The 24,678-nt window shown below is 72.9% G+C and carries 20 protein-coding genes; 8 read left to right on the forward strand and 12 right to left on the reverse strand.

Features of this window, described 5'->3' with window-relative positions:
• Positions 1-60 precede the first annotated feature (60 nt).
• The 8 genes from ACFVQ3_RS17600 to ACFVQ3_RS17635 all read right to left on the reverse strand — a co-directional run bounded on the left by ACFVQ3_RS17600 (position 61) and on the right by ACFVQ3_RS17635 (position 8,302).
• Positions 61-972 carry a heme ABC transporter ATP-binding protein gene (locus ACFVQ3_RS17600; RefSeq protein ID WP_387641809.1) on the reverse strand — a complete coding sequence of 304 codons (912 nt, stop codon included), beginning with the start codon at positions 970-972 and terminating at the stop codon, positions 61-63.
• Positions 969-2,204 (reverse strand): FecCD family ABC transporter permease, encoded by a 1,236-nt coding sequence (locus ACFVQ3_RS17605; RefSeq protein WP_387641811.1) that lies wholly within the window; start codon positions 2,202-2,204, stop codon positions 969-971. The genes ACFVQ3_RS17600 and ACFVQ3_RS17605 overlap by 4 nt, the downstream gene beginning before the upstream one ends.
• The gene (locus ACFVQ3_RS17610; RefSeq protein ID WP_387641813.1) at positions 2,201-3,448 is read right to left on the reverse strand and encodes a hemin ABC transporter substrate-binding protein; all 1,248 of its coding nucleotides are present in this window, start codon (positions 3,446-3,448) and stop codon (positions 2,201-2,203) included. The genes ACFVQ3_RS17605 and ACFVQ3_RS17610 overlap by 4 nt, the downstream gene beginning before the upstream one ends.
• A 397-nt stretch (positions 3,449-3,845) precedes the next feature.
• Positions 3,846-4,523 carry a heme oxygenase (biliverdin-producing) gene (locus tag ACFVQ3_RS17615; protein WP_387641816.1) on the reverse strand — a complete coding sequence of 226 codons (678 nt, stop codon included), beginning with the start codon at positions 4,521-4,523 and terminating at the stop codon, positions 3,846-3,848.
• 157 nt (positions 4,524-4,680) lie between these two features.
• Positions 4,681-5,298 carry a hypothetical protein gene (locus ACFVQ3_RS17620; protein ID WP_387641819.1) on the reverse strand — a complete coding sequence of 206 codons (618 nt, stop codon included), beginning with the start codon at positions 5,296-5,298 and terminating at the stop codon, positions 4,681-4,683.
• Between the two features lie 83 nt (positions 5,299-5,381).
• Entirely contained in the window at positions 5,382-6,734 is a 1,353-nt protein-coding gene (locus tag ACFVQ3_RS17625) for an MFS transporter (RefSeq protein ID WP_387641821.1), read from the reverse strand.
• A gap of 105 nt (positions 6,735-6,839) precedes the next feature.
• Positions 6,840-7,658 carry a CPBP family intramembrane glutamic endopeptidase gene (locus ACFVQ3_RS17630; protein ID WP_387641824.1) on the reverse strand — a complete coding sequence of 273 codons (819 nt, stop codon included), beginning with the start codon at positions 7,656-7,658 and terminating at the stop codon, positions 6,840-6,842.
• 38 nt (positions 7,659-7,696) lie between these two features.
• Positions 7,697-8,302: a TetR/AcrR family transcriptional regulator gene (locus ACFVQ3_RS17635; RefSeq protein ID WP_387641826.1), complete on the reverse strand. Its 606-nt coding sequence runs from the start codon at positions 8,300-8,302 to the stop codon at positions 7,697-7,699.
• A gap of 131 nt (positions 8,303-8,433) precedes the next feature.
• Here ACFVQ3_RS17635 and ACFVQ3_RS17640 point away from each other — a divergent pair, with 131 nt between their 5' ends.
• The 8 genes from ACFVQ3_RS17640 to ACFVQ3_RS17675 all read left to right on the forward strand — a co-directional run bounded on the left by ACFVQ3_RS17640 (position 8,434) and on the right by ACFVQ3_RS17675 (position 17,474).
• Entirely contained in the window at positions 8,434-9,816 is a 1,383-nt protein-coding gene (locus ACFVQ3_RS17640) for a transcriptional regulator (RefSeq protein WP_387641828.1), read from the forward strand.
• A gap of 173 nt (positions 9,817-9,989) precedes the next feature.
• Complete coding sequence (gene adh / locus ACFVQ3_RS17645) at positions 9,990-11,513, forward strand: aldehyde dehydrogenase (protein WP_387641831.1); 1,524 nt, start codon at positions 9,990-9,992, stop codon at positions 11,511-11,513.
• A gap of 88 nt (positions 11,514-11,601) precedes the next feature.
• Positions 11,602-12,171, forward strand: coding sequence for a DUF779 domain-containing protein (locus ACFVQ3_RS17650; RefSeq protein WP_387641833.1), 570 nt, complete (start codon positions 11,602-11,604; stop codon positions 12,169-12,171).
• Positions 12,172-12,256: 85 nt separating this feature from the next.
• On the forward strand, positions 12,257-13,687 hold the full coding sequence (locus ACFVQ3_RS17655; protein WP_387641836.1) for a sugar porter family MFS transporter: 1,431 nt from the start codon (positions 12,257-12,259) through the stop codon (positions 13,685-13,687).
• A gap of 82 nt (positions 13,688-13,769) precedes the next feature.
• On the forward strand, positions 13,770-14,072 hold the full coding sequence (locus tag ACFVQ3_RS17660) for an antibiotic biosynthesis monooxygenase (protein WP_387641838.1): 303 nt from the start codon (positions 13,770-13,772) through the stop codon (positions 14,070-14,072).
• Between the two features lie 57 nt (positions 14,073-14,129).
• A complete protein-coding gene (locus tag ACFVQ3_RS17665) occupies positions 14,130-14,693 on the forward strand; it encodes a DinB family protein (RefSeq protein ID WP_387641840.1) in 564 nt (187 codons plus the stop codon).
• A gap of 93 nt (positions 14,694-14,786) precedes the next feature.
• Positions 14,787-15,785, forward strand: a complete 999-nt coding sequence (locus tag ACFVQ3_RS17670; protein ID WP_387641842.1) for a hypothetical protein — start codon at positions 14,787-14,789, stop codon at positions 15,783-15,785.
• A gap of 570 nt (positions 15,786-16,355) precedes the next feature.
• Positions 16,356-17,474, forward strand: coding sequence for a pirin family protein (locus ACFVQ3_RS17675; protein ID WP_387641845.1), 1,119 nt, complete (start codon positions 16,356-16,358; stop codon positions 17,472-17,474).
• 19 nt (positions 17,475-17,493) lie between these two features.
• Here the strand turns inward: ACFVQ3_RS17675 and narI are convergent, their stop codons facing one another.
• From narI to ACFVQ3_RS17695, 4 genes are read right to left on the reverse strand one after another with little or no spacing between them, the layout of a single operon-like run.
• Positions 17,494-18,249, reverse strand: a complete 756-nt coding sequence (gene narI / locus ACFVQ3_RS17680; protein ID WP_387641848.1) for a respiratory nitrate reductase subunit gamma — start codon at positions 18,247-18,249, stop codon at positions 17,494-17,496.
• Complete coding sequence (narJ, locus tag ACFVQ3_RS17685; protein WP_387641890.1) at positions 18,246-18,995, reverse strand: nitrate reductase molybdenum cofactor assembly chaperone; 750 nt, start codon at positions 18,993-18,995, stop codon at positions 18,246-18,248. Before narJ ends, narI begins: the two co-directional genes overlap by 4 nt.
• Positions 18,995-20,713 carry a nitrate reductase subunit beta gene (gene narH / locus ACFVQ3_RS17690; protein ID WP_387641850.1) on the reverse strand — a complete coding sequence of 573 codons (1,719 nt, stop codon included), beginning with the start codon at positions 20,711-20,713 and terminating at the stop codon, positions 18,995-18,997. The genes narJ and narH overlap by 1 nt, the downstream gene beginning before the upstream one ends.
• Complete coding sequence (locus tag ACFVQ3_RS17695; RefSeq protein ID WP_387641853.1) at positions 20,713-24,651, reverse strand: nitrate reductase subunit alpha; 3,939 nt, start codon at positions 24,649-24,651, stop codon at positions 20,713-20,715. The genes narH and ACFVQ3_RS17695 overlap by 1 nt, the downstream gene beginning before the upstream one ends.
• Positions 24,652-24,678 lie beyond the last annotated feature (27 nt).

A 24,678-nucleotide genomic window follows, 5' to 3' on the forward strand; every position in this document is an offset into this window, starting at 1 on the left:
TTTTATCGGCCGGGGGGGGGGGCGTCCCCCCGCGGGGGGGCCCCCCCCCCCCACACGGGTCTACCTCGGCGGCGCCGCGAGGGAACGTGCCGGCAGGATGATCGGCGCCCCGCCACCGGGGTGCGCCACGACCTCGACCGGGTAGTCGTAGACCTCGCTCAGGAGCTCGGCCGTCAGGACCTCGTGCGGAGAGCCGTCGGCCACCACGCGCCCACCCGACAGGAGCGTGACCTGGTCCGCGTACGCCGACGCGAGGCCCAGGTCGTGCACGACGACGACCACGGCGCCCCCGGCCTCCGCGTGCCGACGCGCGATCTGGAGCACGAGCTCCTGGTGCTTGAGGTCGAGCGCGGCCGTCGGCTCGTCGAGCATGAGCAGCCCGGTCCGCTGCGCCAGGACGCGGGCGAGCGCGACACGCGCCTTCTCGCCCCCGGACAGCGACGGGAAGTGCCGACCCGCGAGGTGCGTCACGTCGGTCGCGGCGAGCGCCTCGGCGACCACCGCGTCGTCGACCTCTTCCGACGGGGTACCGCGCCAGGGCGCGCGACCCATCTGCACGACGTCGAGCGACGTGAACGGGAAGCTGAGGTGGATCTGCTGCATGAGCACGGCTCGGCGCATCGCCAGCTCGGTCGGCGTCCAGGACCGCAGGGGAGCGCCGTCGACCAGCACCGAACCGGCGTCGAGCGGCAGGTCGCCCGTGAGCGCACCGAGCAGCGAGGACTTGCCCGCACCGTTGGGGCCGAGCAGCGCGCGGACCTCGCCCGCGCGCACCTGGACGGACACGTCGCGCAGCACGGGCGTGCCGTCGAGCGAGAGCGTCGCGTCGCGCGCCTCGGTCACGACGTCGCCCGCCACGGCAGCGGAGGGCAGCCGCGAGGAGCGTCGCCGTCCCGTGACCGCGGTCCGCAGCGACGACAAGAAGCTGCTGCCCTCGTGCCGCGAGTCGAGCTCGACCAGCGTGCGGCTCATGCCCAGCCTCCCTGGCGCGAGCGCGTGCGGCGCAGCAGGTAGAAGAAGAACGGTCCACCGACGAGCGAGGTGATCATGCCCAGCGGCAGCTCGACGTTGGCGACGAGCGAGCGCGACACGAGGTCCGCGAGGAGCAGCACCACGGCGCCGCCGAGCGTCGAGGCGGGGATGAGCCACCGGTGGCTCGGCCCGCAGACCATGCGGACCAGGTGCGGCACCACGAGCCCGACGAACGCGATGATCCCCGTGAAGGCCACGCCCGCGGAGACGAGCAGGGCGACGAGGACGATGACGATCTGGCGCAGCCGCTCGACGTCGACGCCCAGGTGGTGCGCGGCGCGCTCGCCGAGGGACAGGAGGTCCATCTGGCGACGGAGCAGCATCGCACCGGTCACGCCGACGACCGCGATGGGTGCGACGACCGCGACCGAGCCCCACGTGGCCCCGCCGAGGGACCCGAGCTGCCAGAACACGATCTGCTCGCGCGCGGCCGGGTCGGCGACGAACGTGAAGAACGCGAGCAGCCCGCCCGCGAACGCGTTGACCGCGATGCCCGTGAGGACGAGCGTCACGACCTCGGTCCGCCCTCCCGAGCGGGAGAGCGCGTAGACGAGGAACGTCGTGATCAGCCCGCCCAGGAAGGCCGCGGCGGCGACCCAGGTCCCCGACACGAGCGAGCCCGCGGTGACGATGACGGCGCACGCGCCCACGGCCGCGCCCGCGGAGACCCCGATCACGCCGGGCTCGGCGAGCGGGTTGCCGAACACTCCCTGCATGAGCGCGCCCGAGCACGCGAGCGCGGCCCCGACCAGGATCGCGAGGACCACGCGCGGGAAGCGCACGACCCACAGCGTGTTCTCGCCCTGCGGGTGCGAGGGCATGGGGCCGATGTCCAGGCCCATGTGGTGCATGAGCGAGCCGAGGACCTCCGACGGCGACACGGGCACCTGCCCGGTCATGCCGGACAGGACCGTGAGCACGACCAGCGCGACGACCAGCCCGATCATGAGCCAGGTCGCTGCGCGTCGCCGCGACCTCCCGACGCCGGGCAGCGCGTCCTGCGCACCGCCGGCAGCACCGCCGCCGGCACCCGGCCCGACGGCGCCGCTCACCCGCGCGTCCGTCTCGCCACCGGCGGAGGTCGTCGCGCGCAGGGTGCGCTGCTCGGTGGTGAGGGAGCCGGAGGTGGTGCGCGACGTCGTCGGGCCGGCGGGGCGGGAGGCGGGCGTCACGGGGCGGTCGACCCTGCGTCCGCCGAGACGTCGGTCGCGCCGACCGTGCTCAGGTCCGGCGCGGGGACGCCGTAGAACGCCTGGACGAGCGACGCGATGGTCTCGCCCGTGCGGGGTCCGAACGTCAGGAGGCGGCTGCCGTCCATGTCGACCACGCGCTGGTCCTGCCCCGCGGGGGTCTGGGCGAGGCCCGGGATCGCCATCATGGCGTCGAGGCCGCCGCTCGACTCGAGGCCGTCGGTCATCACGAGGTAGGCCGCCGGGGCCGCGGCGATGATGGCCTCGCTCGTCACGGGGGCGTACTGCTGCGTGAGGCCGATCGCGGTGCCCGCGTCCTGGCCGCCGATCTCGCGGATCAGGTCGTCGGCGCCCGAGCCGGGGCCGAACAGCATCTTGATGTTGGAACCGCGCAGGTACAGGAACGCGACGAGCGGGTCACCCGTGTCCGCGGGGACCCCGGCGAGGGCCGCGCAGACCTGCTGGTCGGTGCGCGCGACGAGCGCCGCGCCCGCCTCGGGGACGCCGAGCGTGGTCGCGACCGCGGTGATGCGGTCGTCGATGCCGTCGAGCGTGCGGGCCTCGTCGAAGTAGACGACGGGGATGCCCGAGGACTCGAGCTGGGTGCGGGCCGTGTCGGTGAGGAGCGTGGCGTCCGTGAGGATGACGCTGGGGTTCAGGCCGAGGATCGTCTCGATGTTGAGGGCGTGCCCGGCGCCCGTGACGACGGGTACGTCGGCGGCCTCGGGGAAGCCCGTCGGCAGGTCCCGGCCCACGACGTTCGCGCCCAGTCCCAGGCTGTAGACGATCTCGCCGAGCGTGCCGTAGAGGTCGACCGCGATGATCCGGGAGGCGTCGGCAACCGTGACCTGGCGACCGTCGAACGACTGCACGGTCACGGGCAGCGTCGGGGTGGGCGCGGTGACGATCGGGTCGATCGTGTCGTCCGCGAACGTCGCGGTCGTGGGGCCGGTCGGGAACGACGCGGGGTCCACGGCCGGGCGCTGGCCCGTCTCGAGGGCCGCGCACGCGTCGAGGGTGACGGCCTCGGTCTCGGCCGGTGCGGGCGCGGAGTCCGTGGTCTCCGCGGGCGTCGGTCCCGGTGGCTCGTACGGGAGCGGTGCGCACCCCGCGGCGAGCAGGGCCGCGGCGAGCGTCGCGACACCGGCGACGGACGAGCGGCGCAGGCCACGCGTCAGCGGACCGCGTCGGCGCTCGGGGGACGGGACGCGGGCAGGGTGCGACATCACAGGGGCTCCAGCAGGGGTCGGCCGCCCACGCGAGAGGGCGGCTTCGGGTAAGTTGAGGCTAACCTACGCAGGCTGCCAGGAGGCATGCCGGTCCCCGAGATCTTCTGTGATCTTGGAGACGTCGGAGGCGGCGGTCCTCCGGGCCTTCGGTGCCGAGCATGCGATGGGCGTCGAAGATCCTGGGGATCTCGCCGCCCACCACATGCTCGAAGGACGCCCACCACATGCTCGAAGGACGCCCACCGCATGCTCGCGGCACGCCCACCGCTGCTCGTCCGCGAGGGGCCGAGAGTGGCCGCGAGGGGCCGCGAAGGCCCAGAGGCCGCAGCGGCGCGGGGCAGGCGCAGTGCTCGGGGGTGCCCGGTGCTCGGGGGTTCCCGTGCTCAGCGTGCGCTCAGCAGTGGACCGCGCCGAGCTCGGCGAACAGGGCGCTGTTGAGGCGGAACGCACGCTTGGCCTCTGCGACGGTCTCGGCGAGCTGCTCGTCCGTGAGGTCCAGGGCGTCGAGGCGCTCGCGGTAGACGTCCTTGAACGGCTTGGCCTTGGGGATCTCGTCGAACGTGTAGAACGCGAGGCCGTCGGGTCCGAGCCCGTAGTGGCGCTCCATCATGCGCTTGATGATCTGGCCGCCCGAGAGGTCGCCCAGGTAGCGCGTGTAGGCGTGCGCGGCGTAGGCGGAGAGCGACGTGCCGACCTCGAGGAGGCGGGCCACGTAGGCCTCGGTCGCGGGCAGGATGCGGATCTCGGTGGCCCAGTCGGGGCCGACGAGGAACGCGAGGTCCTTCTCGATCGAGGGCGTGCGCGTCAGCTCGTCGAACACGAGGGTCGCGCCCTGGGCGTCGTCGCGGATCTGGGCGCTGGCCTTCTCGAGCGCGCCGTAGATCGCGTACTGCTGCGCGGCGAGGTCGGTGTAGGCGGCGACGTCCAGCTCGCCGCCCATGAGCTTCTCGACGAAGCCCGTGGTCTCGGCCTGCTCGTGCTCGGGGCGGGTGCCCTCGCGCAGGCGCAGCGACAGGGACGCGGGTGCGGCGCCTGTGGCGGGGCGGGTCTCGGCGGTCATCTCAACGGTCACGGTGGCTCCTGCGGTTCGTCGTGTCACGTGCACGACGTCGGCACGTGCGCCAGGGGTCGGCACCGGTCCGCGGTGTGTCGTGACACATCGTCATGACGTCGCGTCAGGAACGATACAACAGTGAGGTGAGGTTTACCTATGCTCTGTGGGAGACGTCTCACGGAGCGGGCAGGGCGGACTCGGTGAGGATCTCGCCCGTCTCGACGTCGAGCACGACGATCGAGTCCGCCGGCAGGGTGTCCAGCGGCGGCGGGACGTAGCCCGGTACGGAGCCGCAGCTCCGGCGGTCGAACGTCTCGAGGACGGTGCCGTCGCGGGTCTCGACCTGGGCGGTGACGGGGTGGTCGAGGACCTCCTGGGGCCACTCCTCGACCGGCAGCACGTTGCCGTCCGCGTCGGCCGGGAAGTTGTTCCACCACCCTTCGAAGCCGCCCAGCAGGTAGGTGCCACCGTTCCCGTCGGAGACCCGGATCCCCGCGCCCGAGGTGAGCGTGACCTCGGAGCAGTCCTGCACGCCGTTGGTCTCGCGCGGTGTCTCGGCGTCCGGGGACGAGGCCGTGCCCGGCAGCGTCCCCGCCGGAGCCGCGCCCGGCACGGCAAAGGCCTCCGGGGTCGGCTCGGCCGGCCCGGTCGACGTCAGGTCGTCGGTGAGCGCCGGCACGGCGAGGGCGACTGCCAGGGCAAGGGCGCCCAGTGCTCCGGCGACGCCCAGCACCCGCCGGGTCCGCCGTCCGCGGTCGCCACGGTTCCTCGGTACGGTGACGTCGTCGGTCATCTGGTCCCCCTGCTCGTCCGGCAACACGTGCTCGCCATCCTGCACGACGGGCCGACGGGTGCCAAGGGTGGGGTCTCCCGTCGTCACCGCGTGGGCAGCGCGTGCTCCGCGACGTCCTCGGGGTTCGGCAGACCGTGCAGGAACCGGTAGCCGACCGCCGCGACGACGACCGTGAGCCCGCCCGCGACGAGCAGCGGCGTCGTGAGGTCGATCCGGGCGAGCAGCCCGCCCAGCAGCGAACCGAGCGGCATGGTCCCCCAGAGCAGCGTCCGCCACGTACCGTGGACCCGGCCCAGCAGGTGCCCCGGGATCGCGGCCTGCCGCAGCGACATGACCAGGACGTTCCACACCGACGTCGAGCCGAACGACACCGCGAAGCACACGACCGCGACGGGGACCGTCGGGAAGAACCCCATGACCACCAGTGCGACCGGCCCGACGAAGTTCGCCGCCGCCATGACGGGACCTGCCCCGAAGCGGACCTTGAGCGGGCTCACGACCACCGCCCCGACGATCCCGCCGACGGCCCCCGAGAGCATGAACACCCCGAACCACTGCTCGGGCACGTCGAGCCGTTCGAGCACGAACAGCACGTCGGTCGCGATGGCCGCCGCGAAGAACAGCGCGATCAGGATGCTGAGGAACCACAGCGGTCGCAGCATGGGGTGGCTCATGATGAAGCGGAAGCCGTCGGTGAGCTGGCGGGCGAACGTCGTGCGCACGGGAGCGAGGGCCGCGGGCTCACCGGCCCCGTCGCCGCGGCGCAGCCGCGGCCGGTGCGCCCGGTGGGCACCGGCCGCCGCGGCGGGCAGGAAGAAGGCGAGCACGCCCGCGACCGCGTAGGACAGGGCGCCGATCCCTAGCGGGATCACGACGGCGACCGCGAACAGCGCCGACGTCAGGGGGACTGCGAGGAAGTTCTGCACCACGAGCTCGCCCGCCTCGATGCGGGAGTTGGCGCGCGGCAGGTCGGGTCGGCGCACGATCGCGGGGACGACGGCCCGGATGGCGCCGTCGTACAGCGTCTCGAGCGCGCCGTACGCGAAGATCACGACGTAGAGCCACCAGATGGTCAGCGTGCCGGTCGCGAAAAGCGTCAGGAGCAGGGCCGCGAGGAGGGTCCGGGCGCCGTTGGCGATCGCCATGGCGTGGCGGCGGTCGATGCGGTCGAGCAGCACCCCGGACGGGATCGCGAAGAACAGCCAGGGGAGCATCGCGACGGCCGCGATCCCCGCGATGAGCAGCGGGTCGTCGGTGAGGCGGGCCGCGAGGAGCGGTGCGGCGACGCGCGCGATGCCGTCGGCCAGGCTCGAGCTGATGTTCGCGGTGAAGACGTTGGTGAAGGACCGGCCGAGCCCGCGGCGGGCGGGTCCGTCGGCCTGCCCGGGCGGCGTCGGGGTGTCGTCTGGGGGGAGCGGGGGGAGGGCTGGGGGCACCGGAAGACTCTAGGCGCCCGGCCGCGCGACCCCACGACGGACCGTCGGAGCCGAGGGCACGGCGGACCCGCAGGACGGATGGTGAGCCGGCGTCCGGGCAGCCCCCTAGGCCGCGACGTCCTGCGTCCGGCGCGCCACGAGCGCGCTCTTGCCGCGCTTGCGCTGGGCAGCGGCGAACATGGCCATGAACACGGCGGCGGTCACGATCGCGGCGGTCGCGTTCGCGACCGTGCCCTCCGGCGTCGAGTGGCGGTCGCCGAGCGTCACGAGCAGCGCGAGGTTCACCAGCCAGTGCACGAGTGTCGCGAGCGCGACGCGCTGCCGCACGGTCCCGCGACCGAAGTGGCCCACGAGCACCGACAGGGCGACGGTCGCGAGCAGGAATCCCACGATCACGACGGGCCCGGCCGTGAAGACCTGCACGTGCCACACGCCCCACACGAGGCCCGTCACGATGCTCGCGACCAGGAGCGAGAACCGGTTCTCGAGCAGGGGCTGGAGCGTGCCGCGCCACCCGATCTCCTCGCCGGCCGCGCCGACGAGGAGCAGCAGGGGCACGAGCGCGAACGGGACGGCGCCGGCGGCGTGGGCACCCTCGAGACGCACACCCTGTGCCAGGAGCGCGGCGACGAGCACGCCGCCGTAGAGCAGGCACGCGGCGAATGCCAGGACCAGGTGGGCGACGACCTGACGGCGAGGGACGGCGTCGGGCAGGAGGGGGGAGAGGCGGCCGCGGAAGACGGCGGACGTGACCCCGGCCCCGATCGCCGGGCCGAGCTGGACGAGCGGCAGGACGTCCGTGCCGAGCCCTGAGACCTGCTGGAGGAGGAGCATGGCACCCGACGCGACGAACGTCGCCAGGACGAACGTCAGGGTCGGGGCGAGGAAGGCGCGGGCTGCGGGAGCCGGGGCGGTCGAGGTCACGCCGCAGGCTCCCAGCCTGTCGCGCGGGGTGTCAAACCTCAGCCGGCGACGAGCTCCTGGGCGCCCACGGCCCGCAGGACGAACGCCTCGGTCGCCTCGATCGCGCGCTCGCGGGCGGCGGGGTCCTCGGGGATGAGGCGGCCCGACAGGCACGCGTTGACGAGCTGGACCGTGGTGCCGAGGTCCTGCTCGGGGAACTCGCCGCAGGCGATGCCCGCGGTGAGGATGCGGCGCAGCGTGTCCTCGACGATCACGGCGTGCTCGCGCAGGCGCTGCTGCGTGCCGCGCGAGAGCACGGTGCGCAGGTCCGGTCCGGGGGCCAGGTGGAAGACCCGCTTGAGCTGCGCCTGCTGGCGGATGTAGGTGCGGAGCTGCTCGACCGGGTCGTCGACGCCCTCGAGCGCACGCTCCAGCGTCCCGACGTACTGCTCGGTCTCGTGCGTGATGAAGCCGAGGAGCAGCGACTCCTTGTCGGGGAAGTGGTTGTACACCGCGGTGCGTCCGACGCCCGCCGCGGCGGCGATGTCGGCGAGGGAGATCGCGTCGAAGCCGCGGTCCATCATGAGGTTCGAGAGCGCCGCGAAGAGCTTCTGACGGGTCTGTGCGCGGTGCTCGTGGAGCGAACCGCCGATGATCTTCGGCATGATGACATCATAGGCACTCTTTGTCAGATTGCTAATCCGCGCCGTTCCGCGGCCCAGGACGGCGCGCGCCGGGCCACCTACACTGGCCCCAGGACCGGCAGGACTCGACGAGGGCGTCGAAGGAGGCGATCATGACCGACCGTCCCGAGACGCACGACGCTCGGCCGCCCGAGCGCTCCGAGAACCCGCCCGGCGACGCCCTGGACCTGCCACCCGGTCCTGCCGCCGTGAGCGCCGCCCACGAGGCCTTCCTGAGCACGGGAGCGCTCCCGCCCGGCATCCGACCCCTCGTCGCGGCGTCGTGGCGTCGCAGCGCCCGCAGCGGCGTCGACCCCGACGTCCCCCACCCCGACGTGTCGATGTCGGACGCCGACCTCGGCTCCTACCGGGCCCGGCACCCGCTCGCGCGCGCCATGCCGATCGTGCGCGACCTCCTGGTCGCGGGGCTCGCGGGGGAGAGCGCGGTCGTCGCGATGACCGACGACTCCGGGCGGCTCCTGTGGGTCGAGGGCAGCGCGAGCGTGCGCGACGACGTCGGGCGCATCGGCTTCGTCGAGGGCGCGGTGTGGCGCGAGGAGCGCGTGGGGACGAACGCGCCCGGCACGGCCCTCGCGACGGGACGCCCCGTCCAGGTCCTCGGCGCCGAGCACTTCACACGCCCCGTCCAGTCGTTCAACTGCGCGGCCGCCCCGGTGCGCGACCTGCGCACGGGCCGCGTCCTCGGGGTCCTCGACGTCACGGGCGGCCAGGTCGCGGCGTCGGGCCTCGTGCTGTCGCTCGTGCGCGCCTCCGTCGCCGCGGTCGAGCGCGAGCTCGCGGAGCGGGCCGGCCCGCCCGGGCGCAGCGACACCGGCGACGGCGCGTTCGCACCGCGCCTCGACGTGCTCGGCGTGTCCAACGGCGTGCTCCGCGCCGCGCCGGGGGCAGCGGCGGGCTGGCCCGCCCCGGGCACCTACGCGCCCGCGCCCGACGACGGCACGCACGCGGCGCCGTCGGGCCGCCTGAGCCTTCGCCACAGCGAGATCCTGCTGCTGCTCGCCGCGTCCCCGCGGGGGCTCGGCGCCGACGAGCTGGCCGTGCTGCTGCACCCCGGCGAGCTGTCCGACGTGACGGTGCGCGCCGAGGTGTCGCGGCTGCGGCGGGCCGTCGGGCCGCTGCTGGGCGGGTCTCGGCCGTACCGGCTCGGGGCGCCCCTGCGCACGGACCTCGACACCGTGCGCGACCTCCTCGCCGCGGGCGACGTGCACGCAGCGCTCACCGCGTACCCCGGGCCGGTGCTGCCGCGGTCGGTCGCGCCGGGCGTCGAGCGGCTGCGCGACGAGCTGTCGGCCGAGGTGCGCGGGGCGGTCCTCGCGTCGGGCGACGTGGGGGCGCTGGGGCGCTGGCTCGCGAGCGACGAGGGCGCCGACGACCACGCGGCGTGGCGCCGGCTCGCAGCGCTCGCCGCCCCCGGGACCCCGGCGGCGGCCCGGGCCCGCGCGCGCCTCGCGCTCCTGGACCGCTCGCTGCGCTGACGCCCCGACCGTCCTGACACCGTGACTGCAACCCTCCTGCAACCCTGCGCTGCGTAGCGTCCGGTGCACCCGGGCGCAACGGTGCGCCCCGGGATGTGGACCGCGCCGGACGGCGGGCAGACGGCAGGCGGCGGCCACGCACGGCACAGAGCACTGCAAGGAGGCAGACGCACATGACCGTCTACGCTGCCCCGGGCACCCCCGGAGCCATCGCCGAGTACAAGTCTCGCTACGACCACTGGATCGGCGGCGAGTACGTCGCCCCGGCGAGCGGCCGCTACTTCGAGAACCCGAGCCCCGTCACGGGCCGCACCTTCACCGAGGTCGCGCGCGGCACGGCCGAGGACATCGACCGCGCCCTGGACGCCGCGCACGGCGCCGCCCGCACCTGGGGGAAGACCACGGCGACCGAGCGCGCCGTGATCCTCAACAAGATCGCCGACCGCATGGAGGCGAACCTCGAGAAGATCGCGGTCGCCGAGACGTGGGAGAACGGCAAGCCCGTGCGCGAGACCCTCGCCGCGGACATCCCGCTCGCGATCGACCACTTCCGCTACTTCGCGGGCGCGATCCGGGCCCAGGAGGGGTCGATCTCCGAGATCGACGAGGACACGATCGCGTACCACTTCCACGAGCCGCTGGGCGTGGTCGGGCAGATCATCCCGTGGAACTTCCCCATCCTCATGGCGGTGTGGAAGCTGGCGCCGGCGCTCGCGGCCGGCAACTGCGTGGTCCTCAAGCCCGCCGAGCAGACCCCGGCGTCGATCCTGTTCCTGATCGACATCATCGGGGACCTGCTGCCCCCGGGTGTCCTCAACGTGGTCAACGGGTTCGGGGTCGAGGCGGGCAAGCCGCTCGCGTCGAGCCCCCGCATCCGCAAGATCGCGTTCACGGGCGAGACCACGACGGGCCGGCTCATCATGCAGTACGCGAGCCAGAACATCATCCCGGTCACGCTCGAGCTGGGCGGCAAGTCGCCCAACCTGTTCTTCGAGGACGTCGCGCGCGAGAAGGACGACTTCTACGACAAGGCCCTCGAGGGGTTCACGATGTTCGCCCTCAACCAGGGCGAGGTGTGCACGTGCCCGTCGCGCGCGCTCATCCAGTCGTCGATCTACGACCAGTTCCTGGGCGACGCGATCGAGCGCACGAAGGCCGTCAAGCAGGGCAACCCGCTCGACACCGAGACGATGATCGGCGCGCAGGCGTCGAACGACCAGCTCGAGAAGATCCTCAGCTACATCGACATCGGCAAGGCCGAGGGCGCCAAGGTCCTCACGGGCGGTGCGCGCGCCGAGATGAGCGGCGACCTCGCGGGCGGCTACTACGTGACGCCCACGATCTTCGAGGGCAAGAACTCGATGCGCATCTTCCAGGAGGAGATCTTCGGGCCCGTCGTCGCGGTCACCGACTTCGCCGACTTCGACGACGCGATCACGGTCGCGAACGACACCCTGTACGGCCTGGGCGCGGGCGTGTGGTCGCGCGAGGCCAACATCGCCTACCGGGCGGGCCGCGCGATCCAGGCGGGCCGCGTGTGGACGAACTGCTACCACGCCTACCCCGCGGCCGCCGCGTTCGGCGGGTACAAGGGCTCGGGCGTGGGCCGTGAGAACCACAAGATGATGCTCGACCACTACCAGCAGACCAAGAACCTCCTGGTCAGCTACTCGGCCACGAGGCTCGGCTTCTTCTAGGCCGTCCGTGCCGTCGCGGGCGGGGCCCGGGTGCCGGGTCCCGCCCGCGACGGTCCGCCTGTCCGTCAGCCACGAGGGGAGAAGGACCATGCCCGACGACGTCACGCCCGGCCCGCAGGTCGCCGCACCGGGGGTGCGGCCCGACCGGGTGGCGCTGACCCCGGCCGCGGCAGAGCTGCTCGCGCGCCTGCGCGTCCAGTACGGCGACCTCATGTTCCACCAGTCCGGTGGGTGCTGCGACGGGTCGTCGCCCATGTGCTACCCGCAGGGTGAGTTCCTCACGTCGGAAGCGGACGTCCACCTGGGAGACCTCGTGGTCACCGACTCGTTCTCGGAGCTCGTGGAGCCCGAGCTCGCGGACGTCGCGCTGACCGGGCCGGCGGGACCGCTGGGGCTCGGGACCGCGCTGCGCGGGGACGGGGACGTCGTGGGTGGAGCCGGCGACGCCGACGAACCCGTGGGGGCGACGTTCACCGTGCCGTTCTGGATGAGCCGCACCCAGTTCGAGTACTGGAGCCACACGCACCTGACGGTCGACGTGGTGCCGGGTCGCGGTTCGGGGTTCAGCGTCGAGGCCCCCGAGGGCGTGCGCTTCATCATCCGGTCGCGCCTGTTCTCGGACGAGGAGTCGGCGGCGCTCGCCGGCCAGGTCCTCTGAGACCCGAGGATCACCCCCCGGGCGCTGCGTCCAGGGGGCAGGACCGTGGCAGTGTTCCGAGCATGAGCACCGAACGGTCCCGACCATGACCACCGACGCACGCCCGCACCCCCGCGTCCCGCGCAAGGTCGTCCTCGCGTGCCTCGCCGCCGCGCTCGGCGGTCTGCTGTTCGGGTTCGACACGTCGGTGGTCAACTCCGCCGTCGGCGCGCTGAGCGAGCACTTCGAGCTGACCGCGAGCATGCGCGGCACGGTCGCCTCGCTGTCCCTGCTCGGGTGCGCCGTGGGGGCCTGGTTCGCCGGGTCGGTGTCGGAGCGGCTCGGCCGTGTGCGCGTCATGCTGCTCTCCGCGCTGCTGTTCGCTCTCTGCGCGGTGGCCGCGGCGTTCGCGCCGTCCGTGGCGCTGCTCCTGCCGGTGCGCTTCCTCGCAGGCGTGGGGATCGGCGCGGCGTCGGTCATGGCGCCCGCGTACATCGCCGAGATCGCGCCGCCGCGCTCGCGCGGTCGCCTCGGCGGCCTGCAGCAGCTCTTCATCACGATCGGGATCTTCGTGGCCCTGGGCGTGGGGCTGGCGATGTCGCGCGCGGCCGGGGGCGCCGCGCACGACCTCTGGGCGGGGTTCCCCGCGTGGCGCTGGATGTTCCTCGTCGAGCTCGTCCCCGCGGCGCTCTACGGCCTCGCGGCCCTGCGCCTGCCCGAGTCGCCCCGCTACCTCGTGGGGCGGGGGCGCGAGGTCGAGGCGCAGCGCGTGCTGCACGGGTTCACGGGTCTGGGCGACGACGAGGTGGACGCGGAGGTCGACCACATCCGCACGTCGATCGGCGCGCACGCCGCGAGCTCGCTCCGGGACCTGCGCGGCCCCGCCCTGGGGCTGCGACCCATCGTGTGGATCGGCCTGGGAGTCGCGGCCCTCATCCAGCTCAGCGGCATCAACGCCGTGTTCGTCTACTCGACGTCGTTGTGGGAGTCGGTCGGCTTCACGGAGCCCGAGGCGCTGACGATGTCGCTCGTGACCGCCGGGGTCAACATCGTGGTCACGGTCGTGGCGATCGGGCTCGCGGACCGGTTCGGGCGTCGCCCCATGCTCGCGGCCGGTTCCGTGGGCATGGCGGTCGCGCTGGCGGTGACGGCCTTCGCGTTCGGGCAGGCGACGACGTCGGCCTCGGGAGAGCTGGTCTTCCCGATGGCGTGGGCCATGACGGCCCTCGTCGCGGTCAACCTCATGGTCGTCTCGTTCGGGCTCACGTGGGGGCCGCTCGGCTGGGTGCTGCTCGGGGAGATGTTCCCGCCCGCGATCCGGGCGACGGCGCTCGCGGTCGCCACGGCCGTGCAGTGGTTCGTGAACTACGCCGTGACGACGTCGTTCCCCGTGGTCAGCGAGGCGTGGGGCCTGCCGGCGACGTACGGGACGTTCGCCGCGATCTCCGCTCTCGGGGTGTTCTTCGTGCTGCGTTTCCTCCCGGAGACCAAGGGGCGGTCCCTCGACGAGATGGGTGACAGGGCCCGGGGGGCGTGACGCTCAGGACATCACCCTGTCGTACTCTTCCCAGGGGTCGCCAGCGGCTCGTAGCGTTTGTCCTGAACCCCGGGGAGGACCGATGTTCACGCAGGTCGTCGTGCACCGTCCACGCCCCGAGTTCCGCGGGGCGACTCTCGCCTACCTCCAGCAGGCGACCCTGATCGCTCGTTCGGTCCAGGGGATCGTCGAGGCGGTCGCGTGGTCGGAGGGGGACGGCGAGCGCCTGGTCCTCACCACGACGTGGGAGTCCGCGGCAGCCTTCACCGCGGGCGAGGACGCCCTGTTCGACCTGTTCCAGGGCGTGCCGTTCGAGGAGTGGATGCTCGAGCCGCTCGACGTCCTCCTGCTCGACGAGATCCCGCCCCCCGCCCCGCAGGAGTGAGGCCCACGGGCTGGACCGGGGGTTCCGCGGCGCGCAGCGGGGACCTAGCATCCCGTCATGACGACGTCTCAGCAGCCCGGCCAGGTCGAACCCTCCGGTATCACCCCCGACACCAAGGACTGGACCTGGGTCCTGGACCGCCCGTGCCCCGAGTGCGGGTTCGAGTCGGGGACGGTCGACCCGGACCGGGTGGGGCCGGCGGTCCGTGCGACGATCCCGCGCTGGCAGGACGTGCTCGCGCGCCCCGACGTCGCGGTGCGACCCGACGAGCGCACGTGGTCCCCGCTCGAGTACGCGGCACACGTGCGCGACGTGTTCGGCGTCTTCGACGTGCGCCTCGCGTCGATGGTCGAGGGCGACGACCCCCTGTTCGCGAACTGGGACCAGGACGCCGCGGCGCTCGCGGGAGACTACGAGCACCAGGACCCGCAGTTCCTCGCCCGGGAGATCGCGATCGCGGGCGACCGCATCGCGGGGCGGTTCGACGCCGTCGGGCAGGACGACTGGGACCGGCCCGGCCGCCGGTCGAACGGCTCGGTCTTCACGGTGCGCACGCTGGGGCAGTACTTCCTGCACGACGTGGTCCATCACCTGCACGACGTCGGCGCCCCCACCGCCTGACGCGTGCCGGACGCAGGCCCGGCTCCCGCACCCGACCCACGCCCGTAACCTCCCGGTATTCTGTGCGGTCCTCGACGCGCCTAGCGTCACGTCATGACGCTTCCTCCGACGGGGTGGGTCCCCGACCTGTACCGCAGTGACCACCTGCTCGCGCTGCCGCGCTCGCGCGGCGTCGCGCTGCCGGGGATCGAGGCGCTCGCGAGGGCCTGGTTCCCGGAGGCGGGCTGGGTCAGCGAGCCGACGAGCGGCCCGGCGGAGCGCCCCATGGCGGGCGCGCGCTTCCGCGGCGTGGTGCCCGACGACGTCCGTCGCCCGGGGGTGCTCCGGCTCACCGAGGGCGTCGAGGTCGTCGGGCCGTTCGTGGTGCTGTCGCCCGGGGCGCAGGGACTCGGCCTGGCCTCGTCGGCCGCCGAGGTGTGGGCGGTCCGGGTCGCGCGTTCTCCGCGGGGTCGCGCGCCGCTCGACCTCGAGGACCGCGACGGGCTCGGGCGGGTCTTCGCGGCCGGGCTCCCCGAGGAGCTGGAGCTGCGCGTCGTCCGGTGGGCCGTCGCGACGGCGCGCAAGGTCGGGGGCAGCGTCGCGGTCGACGGGACGCCGGTGCTGACGCCCGACCCGGCGCGGGGCGTCGACCTGACCCTGTTCAGCGCGCACGCGCTCACGCCCGAGTCCGCCCTGGGGGTGCTGCGGACCTTCGTCCCGGGCGCGCACGTGACCGGGGTCGAGGAGCGGGCGGACCGGCTGGTCGACTTCGCGCTCGAGGGGGAGACGCCGTACGACGGCGTGCTGCGGGTCGTGGTGCAGAAGGTGGACAGGGTGCCGGCGTCGTTGGCGACGCTCGACTGGCGTCAGTACGGCCCGTTCGCGTACCGGCTCTCGTGGCTCCCGACGGACGTCTACGAGCTCGACGTGGAGGAGCCGTCGGGCCTGCACCTCATCGCGCGGGCTCGCATGCGCGCGTCCGTCGCCCGGCTCGCCGCGGTGCTGCAGGGCCGGGTCCAGGGTGTCCTGGTCGACGACGGGGGCTTCGAGGTGTCGGCCGCTGAGGTCGAGGAACGCATCGCGGCGGAGAGCACGGCGAGGTTCTGGGTGTGAATCGCCCCCAGAGTTATCCACAGATTCTGTGCACAAGCCTGTGGGTGGACACGGGAGAACGGGGATCTCGTTGTGGACGAACCTGTGGTGAACGGGCTCGACGAAAAAGGGTCCGTAGACCTCTTGCACGGGTGGCCCGAGCAGGACTAGAAACGTCACTATCGGCTTCGACGGGTAAGGCAGCAGCCCCCAACGACGCCCTCCCGCACGGGAGGACGGACCGGCAAGGACGCTGGAACCACATCCCCCGAGAGCCCCAGGCTGACCGGAGAACGGTGAGACGTCCCGTGGGTCCCAACACCCCGGGCTGCGGGTGACGACGCAGGTCCCGACCGGAACCGGAATGCCGATCGTGAGAGGCGCCTTCCAGGAGAACAGGACGAGCACCCGCTCGTCGTGGGGAGGGTGCCGAGCCGCGACGTCGACGCGGAGCCCGGCCGGACCCAGGTCCGGCCGTCTCAGGGCACACGGTCATCAGCGAGGCTCCCGGCCCCCGCCGGGAGCCTCGCTGAGTCTCCGGACCTGGCTCCGTGGCGGGCCTCCGGCCACGGGCGAGCCTAGGCTCGTCCCATGAGCAACCTCGAGACCCGGCCCCGTGAAGAGGTGTGCGCCGCAGGAAGCCACGCTCCGTCGTCGGGCAGCCCCGCGGACGGGGCGTCCGCCGACCGCGCGCCCGTCGAGATCCTCGACCACCGCCAGGTCCCGCTCGGCGGGACCCGCGCCATGGACGTGCGCCGTACGCTGCCGCAGCGCGTCCGCTCGCTCGTGGGCGCGTGGTGCTTCCTGGACCACTACGGACCCGACGACGTCTCGACGTCTGACGGCATGCAGGTGCCACCGCACCCGCACACGGGTCTCCAGACCGTGAGCTGGCTGTTCGAGGGCGAGATCCTGCACCGCGACTCGGTCGGCTCGTTGCAGACCGTGCGGCCGGGCGAGCTCAACCTCATGACGGCCGGGCGGGGCATCTCGCACTCGGAGGAGTCGCCCGCAGGCGTGCGCCCGCCCCTGCTGCACGGCGTGCAGCTCTGGGTCGCGCTGCCGGGAGACCGGCTCGGCGACGAGCCCTTCTTCGAGCACCACGGCGACCTGCCCGTGTGGACCGGTGCGGCGGGCGAGCGGGTCCAGGTGCTCGTGGGGTCGCTGAGCGTGGGCGGCGCCGAGCTCCGGTCGGCCGCGACGGTCTTCACGCCCCTCGTGGGGGCGCAGGTCGACCTGCCCGCGGGCGCGTCGGCCGAGCTCGCGGTCGACCCGCGGTTCGAGCACGCGCTGCTCGTCGACACGGGCGACGCGTCGTTCGAGGGCGTCCCCGTGCCCGTGGCCTCGCTCGGCTACGTCGAGCCGGGACGATCGGTGCTGACGGTCACCGCAGGCGTCGAGCCCGTGCGGGCCGTGCTGATCGGCGGCGAGCCGTTCGCCGAGGAGATCGTCATGTGGTGGAACTTCGTGGGCCGCTCGCACGACGACGTCGCGGCCGCCCGGGCGGACTGGATGGCGCAGGTCGAGGTCGACCAGGGTGACGGGGCGGAAGCGCCCGCACCGGTCCCCGTCCCCGGCGACGGCGGCACGCGCTACGCCCCGGGTGCGCCCGGGCGCAGGTTCGGCGAGGTCCTCGGGTACGACGGCGGGCCGCTGCCCGCCCCGGTGCTGCCGGACGTGCGCCTCAAGCCGCGCAGGAGGCCGGCCTGAGCCGTCCCGGCGCCGGCAGCTACCTGCCCGGCCGCTCCGACGGGTCCCACCCCGGCCGCGGCTCGCGGGACGCCACGGACGCGTCGCGCGACCGGTACACGATGTAGGGCCTGAAGATGTAGGGCACGGGCGCGGAGAACGCGTGCACGAGCCGCGTGAAGGGCCACAGGATGAACAACAGGTTGGCCGCGACGATGTGGAGCTGGAAGGCCGCGGGCACGCCTTCCATGAGCGCGGGCTGCGGCTGGAAGTACCAGAGGGACCTGAACCAGGGGGAGATGGTCTCGCGGTAGTTGTACCCGTGGTTCTCGGCGAGGAGCTGGGTCTGGACGGTCGCCCACGCGCCGAGCAGGATCGACGCGGCGAGGAACACGTACATGACCTTGTCCATGCGCGTGGTCGCGAGGAACACCGGCCCGGTCGTCCGCCGCCGGTAGACGAGGATGAGCAGCCCGGCGACGAGCGCGAGGGCCGCGAGGGAGCCCATGTACGTCGCGACGAAGTGGTACGCGGTCTCGTCGATCCCGACGGCCTCGGTCCACGACTCGGGGATCACGAGCCCCAGGACGTGCCCGAGGATCACGAACAGCAGCCCGAAGTGGAACAACGGCGACCCGAGCCGCAGGAGCTTCTTCTCGTAGAGCTCGCTCGACCGGGTGGTCCACCCGAACTTGTCGTAGCGGTACCGCCACACGGACCCCACGACGAACACCGCGAAGGTCACGTAGGGGAAGACGACCCACAGCAGGATGTCGCCCGTGCTCGCTCCGGTCATCGTCGTACCTCCTCGGGCGGCGCCCCCGTGGGCGCGAACGGTTCGAGCGGTCCCATGGCCGACAGCCCGACCATCTCGGTCGGCGGTCCGGACGTCACGAGCTCGAGGTAGCGCCGCTCGGTCTCGGCGTCGAGCGGGGGCAGGGTCAGGCACACGGCCTCGACCACGAGCGCGTACGGGCTGGACATCGCGGCGAGGGCGGAGCGCAGCACCTCGATGCCCTGGCGGTGCGAGCCGAGCAGCCCCGCGGCGATGCGCTCCTCGTCGCACGTGGTCGCCCGGGCCGAGAGCTCGAGGGCCATGGGCAGGTAGTCGGGCAGCTCCTCGCCGTCGACCTCCCACCCGGCGGCGCGGTACGCCTGCACGAACCGCACGAGCGCCATGCCGCGCTTTCGCGTGTCCCCGGCCGCGTAGTAGGACAGGTACATCGAGCACTTGCGCCTGAGGTCGAACGTCGCGACGTAGCGTGCCTCGTGCGCGGCGGGGTCGCCCGCGTCGAGGTCGTCGAGGAAGGCCACGAGCCGCGCGCGCACCTCGGGAGGAAGGTGCCCGACGACGTCGCGCACCTCGCGCGCGGCGGCGAGCGTCCCGGCGTCGGGGTAGTCGAGCAGGAGCGAGGCGGCCATGTGCGTCGTGCGACGCTGCACGGGCGTGGCCCGGACCGGGGCGAGGGGCTCCAGGAGGGGCGTGCGCGCCGTCGGGCGGGGCAGGAAGGTCGTCGCCGGGGACTTCGAGAACAGGCCCATCACCGGGCCGCCGCGTCGTCGCCGGACGTGTCCGGCCCGGGACCCTCGGCCCCGCCCGACAGGCCGTCGGGAGACCCCGGCGGGAACAGGCCCGGGGGCCGGCCGTTGCCGTCCCAGTTGAGCAGGTTGACGCGCCCGGACGTCGACGGGCCGTTGGGGGAGTCGGCCGTCTGCCGGGCCTGGAGCACGTGGAAGTTCTCGACCGCGACGGGGGTCGGCGTCCCGCTCGACGAGCCGAACGGCCCGGCGCCTCCCATGCCGCCCATCCCGGGCCCGCCGTCGAAGTCGAGCGAGCAGGAGATCTCCTCGAGCTCGCGCGCGATCTCCTGGTGGGCGGTCGGGATCACGTAGCGGTCCTCGTACTTGGCGATCGCGAGCAGGCGGTACATCTCCTGGATCTCGGTGCCCGTCATGCCGACCGCGCGGGCGACGGCCTCGTTGGGCTCGTCGCCGAGGTTGATGTCGCGCATGTAGGTGCGCATCGCGGCCAGGCGCCGCAGCGTGCGCTCGACGGGCACGGTGTCGCCCGCAGTGAACAGTCCCGCGAGGTACTCGAGCGGGATGCGGAGCTTGGAGATCGCGGCGAACAGGGTCCGCGGGTCCTCGCCGTCGTTGCCCGACGAGCCGACCACGTCGACCACGGGGGACAGCGGCGGGATGTACCAGACCATGGGCATGGTCCGGTACTCGGGGTGCAGCGGCAGGGCCACGCGGTACTTCTGGATGAGGGCCCAGATGGGCGAGGCCTGCGCGGCCGTGATCCAGTCCTCGGGGATGCCCTCGGCGCGCGCGGCCTCGACGACCGCCGGGTCGTGCGGGTCGAGGAACACCGAGCGCTGGGACTCCAGGAGGTCGTGCTCGTCCTCGACGGCCGCGGCCTCGGTCACGCGGTCGGCGTCGTACAGGACCAGGCCCAGGTAGCGCAGGCGCCCCACGCACGTCTCGGAGCAGACCGTGGGCAGCCCGACCTCGAGGCGCGGGTAGCACAGCGTGCACTTCTCGGCCTTGCCGGTCTTGTGGTTGAAGTAGACCTTCTTGTACGGGCAGCCCGTGACGCACATGCGCCACCCGCGGCACTGGTCCTGGTCCACCAGGACGATCCCGTCCTCGGCCCGCTTGTACATGGCCCCCGACGGGCAGGACGCGACGCACGCCGGGTTGAGGCAGTGCTCGCAGATGCGCGGCAGGTAGAACATGAACGTCTGCTCGAACTCCGAGGCCACGTGCTCGCTCATGTGTTGCAGGATCGGGTCGTCCTGCATGGTCTCCTTGGACCCGCCCAGGTCGTCGTCCCAGTTGGCCGACCACTCGATCTTCATGTCCTCGCCCGTGAGCAGGGACGTGGGCTTGGCGACGGGGGTGTGCGGGCCCTGCGGGGCCGAGAGGAGCATGTCGTACTCGTACGTCCACGGCTCGTAGTACTCGTGGATCGAGGGGAGCTTGGGGTTGGAGAAGATCGTCGCGAGCTTCTTCGCCCGCCCGCCCGCCCGGAGCTTGAGCTTCCCCCGCCGGGTACGGACCCAGCCGCCCTGCCACTTCTCCTGGTCCTGGTACGTCCGGGGGTAGCCGAGGCCGGGACGCGTCTCGACGTTGTTGAACCACACGTACTCCACGCCCGTGCGGTTCGTCCACGCCTGCTTGCACGTCACCGAGCACGTGTGGCACCCGATGCACTTGTCGAGGTTCATGACCATCGACATCTGAGCCATCACACGCATCAGTACGTCACCTCCTGCGAGCGGCGGCGGATCGTCGTGACCTCGTCGCGCTGGTTGCCCGTGGGCCCCAGGTAGTTGAACGCGAAGGCGAGCTGCGCGTAGCCGCCCACGAGGTGGCTCGGTTTGAGCAGCACCCGGGTCAACGAGTTGTGGATGCCGCCGCGCAGGCCCGACGTCTCGGCGAGCGGGACGTCGATCGTGCGGTCGGTCGCGTGGTGCATGTACACCGTGCCCTCGGGCATGCGGTGCGAGACCACGGCCCGCGCCACGACCACGCCGTTGCGGTTGTACGCCTCGATCCACTCGTTGTCACGCACCCCGATCTTGTCGGCGTCGCGCGGCGACATCCAGATGTTCGGCCCGCCGCGCGACAGCGAGAGCATGAACAGGTTGTCCTGGTACTCCGAGTGGATGGACCACTTCGAGTGCGGCGTCAGGTAGCGCACCGCGACCTCGGCCTGGCCCTCCGAACCGGGGTAGCCGCTCGGTGAGCGGTCGCCCAGCGGCGGGGAGTCGGGGAAGAGCCGGTGCATGTCGAGCGGCGGCCGGAAGATCGGCAGCTGCTCCCCGAGCTCGGTCATCCAGTCGTGGTCGAGGAAGAAGTGCTGGCGTCCCGTGAGGGTGTGCCACGGCTTGAGGCGTTCGACGTTGATCGCGAACGCGGTGTACCGCCTGCCCCCGTGCTCCGAGCCGGACCACTCGGGGGAGGTGATGACCGTCGTCGGGCGGGACTGGACGTCCGGGAACGTGACCCGCTTGCCCTGCTCGTCGCGCGCCAGGTCCGCGAGCTCGACGCCCGTGCGCTTCTCGACGTGCTCGAAGCCCTGGACGGCGAGGCGACCGTTCGTCGTGCCCGACAGCGCCAGGATCATCTCGCACGCGTGCGTGTCCTTGTCGAGCCGCGGGCGCCCCGCCGCGGGGCCCGAGGGCACGAGCCCGTTCTTCTGCCCCAGCACCCGGACCTCCTCGCCCGGCGAGAACTGCACGCCCTTGGTGACCATGCCGAGCTTCTCGGTGAGCGGGCCGAGCGAGGCCATGCGGTCCGCGAACGCCGGGTAGTCGCGCTCGACCACGACCAGCTTGGGCATGGTCACGCCCGGCACCAGCGGACGGGACGCGGGCCCCGCGCCCGAGTCGATGATCGTGCCGTGCGGCACCGACATGGCGTCCGGGGTGTCGTGCAGCAGCGGAGCGGCCACGAGGTCCTTGCGCACCCCCAGGTGCTCGACCGAGTACTCGCTGATCTTCCGCGCGATCGTGTGGAAGATGTCGAAGTCCGTGCGGGTCTGCCACGGCGGGCTGATCGCGGGATTGAACGAGTGCACGAACGGGTGCATGTCCGTCGTGGACAGGTCGTGCTTCTCGTACCAGGTGGCCGCGGGCAGCACGACGTCCGAGAACAGCGTGGTGCTCGTCATGCGGAAGTCGAGCGTCGTGAGCAGGTCGAGCTTGCCGCGCGCCCCCTCCTCGGCCCACTCGATCGACCGCGGGCGCCGGGCTGGAGCCGACTCGTCCGCGAGCACCGCCGAGTCCGTCCCCAGCAGGTGCTTGAGGAAGTACTCGTTGCCCTTGCCCGAGGACCCCAGGATGTTGGCCCGCCACACCGTGACGCAGCGCGGGAAGTTCTCGGGGGCGTCGGGGGCCTCGACCGCGAACCTGAGCGCGCCGCTGCGCAGCTCGGAGACCACGTAGTCCGCGGGGGCGACGCCGGCCGCCTCGGCCTGGTCCACGAGGTCGAGCGGGTTGCGGTCGAACGTCGGGTAGCTCGGCATCCAGCCGCGCTGCGCCGACTCGACCAGGCAGTCGGCCGTGGTCCGGCCCGCGAACATGCCCGAGCCCAACGGTGTCGCGAGCGCGTCCGCGGGCAGCCCGTCGTAGCGCCACTGGTCGGTCGCGACGTACCAGAACGCCGTGCCGATCATCTGCCGCGGGGGCCGCGACCAGTCCAGCCCGCCCGCGTACTGCGCCCACCCGGTGACGGGCCGACACTTCTCCTGCCCGACGTAGTGCGCCCACCCGCCGCCGTTGACGCCCTGGCAGCCCGTCATCGTCGTGAGCGCGAGCATGGCCCGGTAGATCGTGTCGGCGTGGAACCAGTGGTTGGCGCCGGCGCCCATGATGATCATCGAGCGCCCGCCGGACCTCTCGGCGTTGTCCGCGAACTCGCGCCCGATCCGCGCAGCCGCCGCCGCAGGGACCCCCGTGAACTGCTCCTGCCACGCGGGGGTGCCGGGGGAGTCCGCGTCGTCGTACCCCGAGGGCCACTCGCCGGGCAGGTCGAGGTCCTCGCGGTTCACGCCGTAGCGTGCGAGCAGCAGGTCGAACACCGTGGTCACCAGGTGCCCGCCGACGCGCCGCACGGGCACGCCGCGCGTGATCGAGCCCGCGCCGCCCGTGTGCAGGCCCTCGTCGCCCTGGTCGGGGTCGGGCGACAGGTCGAAGCGCGGCAGGTCCACGCGCGCGGACACGGTGCCGTCCCGGCCTGACGGCGCCGCTCCCGCCAGCAGGTCGGGTCCCACGCCCGCCGGGCCGTCCGCGACCGACAGCAGCGGGACCACGCCCTCCAGGTCGAGGTTCCACCTCCCCTCGTCGGCCTCGCCGAACCGGTGGCCCAGCGTGCCGTTCGGGATCACGGGCGACCCGTCGGCGTCGAGCAGGACGGGTTTGAAGGCCGCGTTCGCGGCGCTCGAGGCCCCTGGCAGGACGTCGTCCGTGAGGTCGGCCGCGGTGAGGAACTTGCCCGGGACGTAGGTGACGGCCTCCGGCTGGGGAGCTGCGCCGTCGGGCACGGAGGGTGCGGACCCGGAGCCGGACGCGGGGCTCGGCGTGAGCGTGACCAGGAACGGCGAGTCCGTGTACTTCCTCAGGTAGTCCACGAACGGCGCCGTGCGACGTCCCACGTGGAACTCCCGCAGGATCACGTGCCCCATCGCGAGGGCCAGCGCGCCGTCCGTGCCGGGGTGCACCGCGAGCCACTCGTCCGCGAACTTGGTGTTGTCGGCGTAGTCGGGCGAGACCACGATCACCTTCTGGCCGCGGTAGCGCGCCTCGGCCATGAAGTGCGCGTCCGGGGTCCGGGTCACGGGGATGTTCGAGCCCCACATGATGCAGTACGACGAGTTCCACCAGTCTGCGGACTCGGGGACGTCGGTCTGGTCGCCGAACACCTGCGGTGAGGCGACCGGGAGGTCCGCGTACCAGTCGTAGAACGACAGCATCGCGCCGCCCAGCATCGAGATGAACCGGGCACCCACGCCGTGCGAGACCATCGACATCGCCGGGATGGGCGAGAAGCCCGCGATGCGGTCCGGGCCGTAGGTCTTGATCGTGTGGACGTGGGCCGCCGCGACGATCTCCGCGGCCTCCTCCCACGACGCGCGCACCAGGCCGCCCTTGCCCCGCGCCTGCTTGTACGCGCGCGCCGTCTCGGGGTTCCCCGTGACCTCGGCCCACGCGCGCACGGGATCGCCCGTGCGCGCCTTCGCGTCACGGAACGCCCGCAGCAGCACTCCCCGCACGTACGGGTAGCGGACCCGTGTCGGGGAGTACGTGTACCAGCTGAACGCCGCACCGCGCGGACAGCCCCGCGGCTCGTACTCGGGCGAGTCGGGACCGACCGACGGGTAGTCCGTCTGCTGCGTCTCCCACGTGATGATGCCGTCCTTGACGTACACCTTCCACGAGCACGACCCGGTGCAGTTCACGCCGTGCGTCGAGCGCACGACCTTGTCGTGCGACCACCGGTCCCGGTAGAAGACGTCGCCCTCGCGGCCCCCCTGGAGGAACAGCTGGCGCAGGTCCGGCGAGACCTCGCCGCGGCGCAGGTGCTTGCCGAGCCGGAGCAGGGCGTCCTCACCGCTGCCACCAGGGGACTCAGGGCGTGGGGCGTCCGCGGCGCGGGCGTCGGTGCCCGGGCCGGGGACGGTGGACTGCGACATGCGACCTCCTGGGGCGAGCAGGATCGT

Source organism: Oerskovia sp. NPDC057915 (assembly GCF_042887685.1).
Lineage (GTDB): Bacteria > Actinomycetota > Actinomycetes > Actinomycetales > Cellulomonadaceae > Oerskovia.

Coding starts and splice junctions, on each gene's coding strand:
- ACFVQ3_RS17660 (WP_387641838.1), top strand. CDS start 13,770: ATGTTCACGCAGGTCGTCGTGCACCGTCCACGCCCCGAGTTCCGCGGG.
- adh (WP_387641831.1), top strand. CDS start 9,990: ATGACCGTCTACGCTGCCCCGGGCACCCCCGGAGCCATCGCCGAGTAC.
- ACFVQ3_RS17600 (WP_387641809.1), bottom strand. CDS start 972: ATGAGCCGCACGCTGGTCGAGCTCGACTCGCGGCACGAGGGCAGCAGC.
- narI (WP_387641848.1), bottom strand. CDS start 18,249: ATGACCGGAGCGAGCACGGGCGACATCCTGCTGTGGGTCGTCTTCCCC.
- ACFVQ3_RS17635 (WP_387641826.1), bottom strand. CDS start 8,302: ATGCCGAAGATCATCGGCGGTTCGCTCCACGAGCACCGCGCACAGACC.
- narH (WP_387641850.1), bottom strand. CDS start 20,713: ATGCGTGTGATGGCTCAGATGTCGATGGTCATGAACCTCGACAAGTGC.
- ACFVQ3_RS17640 (WP_387641828.1), top strand. CDS start 8,434: ATGACCGACCGTCCCGAGACGCACGACGCTCGGCCGCCCGAGCGCTCC.
- narJ (WP_387641890.1), bottom strand. CDS start 18,995: ATGGGCCTGTTCTCGAAGTCCCCGGCGACGACCTTCCTGCCCCGCCCG.
- ACFVQ3_RS17675 (WP_387641845.1), top strand. CDS start 16,356: ATGAGCAACCTCGAGACCCGGCCCCGTGAAGAGGTGTGCGCCGCAGGA.
- ACFVQ3_RS17655 (WP_387641836.1), top strand. CDS start 12,257: ATGACCACCGACGCACGCCCGCACCCCCGCGTCCCGCGCAAGGTCGTC.
- ACFVQ3_RS17695 (WP_387641853.1), bottom strand. CDS start 24,651: ATGTCGCAGTCCACCGTCCCCGGCCCGGGCACCGACGCCCGCGCCGCG.
- ACFVQ3_RS17650 (WP_387641833.1), top strand. CDS start 11,602: ATGCCCGACGACGTCACGCCCGGCCCGCAGGTCGCCGCACCGGGGGTG.
- ACFVQ3_RS17610 (WP_387641813.1), bottom strand. CDS start 3,448: ATGTCGCACCCTGCCCGCGTCCCGTCCCCCGAGCGCCGACGCGGTCCG.
- ACFVQ3_RS17665 (WP_387641840.1), top strand. CDS start 14,130: ATGACGACGTCTCAGCAGCCCGGCCAGGTCGAACCCTCCGGTATCACC.
- ACFVQ3_RS17620 (WP_387641819.1), bottom strand. CDS start 5,298: ATGACCGACGACGTCACCGTACCGAGGAACCGTGGCGACCGCGGACGG.
- ACFVQ3_RS17670 (WP_387641842.1), top strand. CDS start 14,787: ATGACGCTTCCTCCGACGGGGTGGGTCCCCGACCTGTACCGCAGTGAC.